This window comes from Cryobacterium sp. MLB-32, from assembly GCF_000738085.1.
Lineage (GTDB): Bacteria > Actinomycetota > Actinomycetes > Actinomycetales > Microbacteriaceae > Cryobacterium.
On record NZ_JPRS01000317.1, the window covers coordinates 1 to 1,294 of the forward strand.

At 59.6% G+C, this 1,294-nt stretch carries 2 protein-coding genes; both read right to left on the minus strand.

Going from position 1 to position 1,294, the window contains the following annotated elements; translation table 11 throughout:
- The coding region (locus JF66_RS18090) for a hypothetical protein (RefSeq protein WP_035880201.1) at positions 1-256 on the minus strand (256 nt) is incomplete at its 3' end.
- A 16-nt stretch (positions 257-272) separates the two neighbouring features.
- On the minus strand, positions 273-878 hold the full coding sequence (locus JF66_RS18095) for an alpha-1,2-fucosyltransferase (RefSeq protein ID WP_035880203.1): 606 nt from the start codon (positions 876-878) through the stop codon (positions 273-275).
- Positions 879-1,294: the final 416 nt, after the last annotated feature.

A 1,294-nucleotide genomic window follows, 5' to 3' on the forward strand; every position in this document is an offset into this window, starting at 1 on the left:
GGATCGTCAGGTATGAACGGAAACGAAAGTCCCGATGCATCGTGAGGTAGACGTTCTTCAGCCCTAGCTGGCCCATCACGAAGATAGGTGTCGTGATGGCGAGCGCGATGGCGTACTGCCCAACGGTCTCCGAATTTGTCAATCTCGCCAGCATGATCAGGATAACGATCAAGCCCACGTTGCGCAGCACGGTGGCTGACAGCAGCCAGGTTGTGGTCTTGGCCCATGAGAAGTCCGCGGTTTTCGCCGTGCTCATGGCTTCCTCTGGTGCGTTATCGAGCATCGAGCGTCATCCAACCGGGCAGAAGCAGATCGCTCGCGCTCTCGCCAGAGGTGTCCCAGGGCCGCGGGGCAACCACGGGTCGTTCTCCGGCACGACTCATCAGCCAGGCCGCCCACCAGCTGAAGGACGAATTGCTCATAATGAAACCAGTGCCCAACGCCATCGCTTTGAGCGTGGCCACAGTTCCGAGGGACTCCGCGGCATCGAAGAAATGCAGGCCGCGGCGCTCGCCCATCTCGTCACGAGCAACATCCGGGCTATCGGAGAAGACCAGAGATTCTGCTGCCGGCACCAAGCGATCACTCAAGGCCAAGGCACGTTCGAAATACTCGGCGGAGGCAATCCCGTGGTGCGCACGTGCAGCTGCCCCCAGATAGTCTCCTCGGCGCATGTGGACGGTGACGCGAGGCTCGGCAGCGAGCTCGGTGAGCACGGCCTCTTCGCCCTCGCTGGTCGTCGCATTCCAGATCATGGAGTGCACACGGTCCGCTACGGAGGGAAAGTACTTCGGCGACTGAAAATATCCCACAATTGTGGTTCCAACGGTGATGTCGTTGATCTTCTGGTCGAAACCGAAACCAGGCTGCTTGTACACTGCGAGCCGGGCCGATCCACGCCCGGGCTGCCGAATGAGGCGCGGTCGGCGCGGCGAGTTTCTCAACCAGGGAGAATCCATCCCCAGGACCCGGCCTGGCAGGCTCAACGCTTCAAGATCAAAGTGCCGAGGAGTCTCCCGAGCGAATTCGATCGGATCGGATCCCAAGAATCGTGCCCCGTCGATGTACAGAGGACAGCCGAGCCGATCAGCCTGTTCCCACGCCGCCGCAACGATGAAAAGCTGATTGCCTAATCCACCCTGCAAGTACGCGCAGATTCCATCTCTAATGTCTACAACAGCTGCCATTCCTTGATTCTCTCACGAGCGAACGGAGAGACTGATCAACCGCTCCTAACGTTCATACCCGGGGCGGATGACCCCGAAATAACGCGCATACTGAACGGCACCCCAAA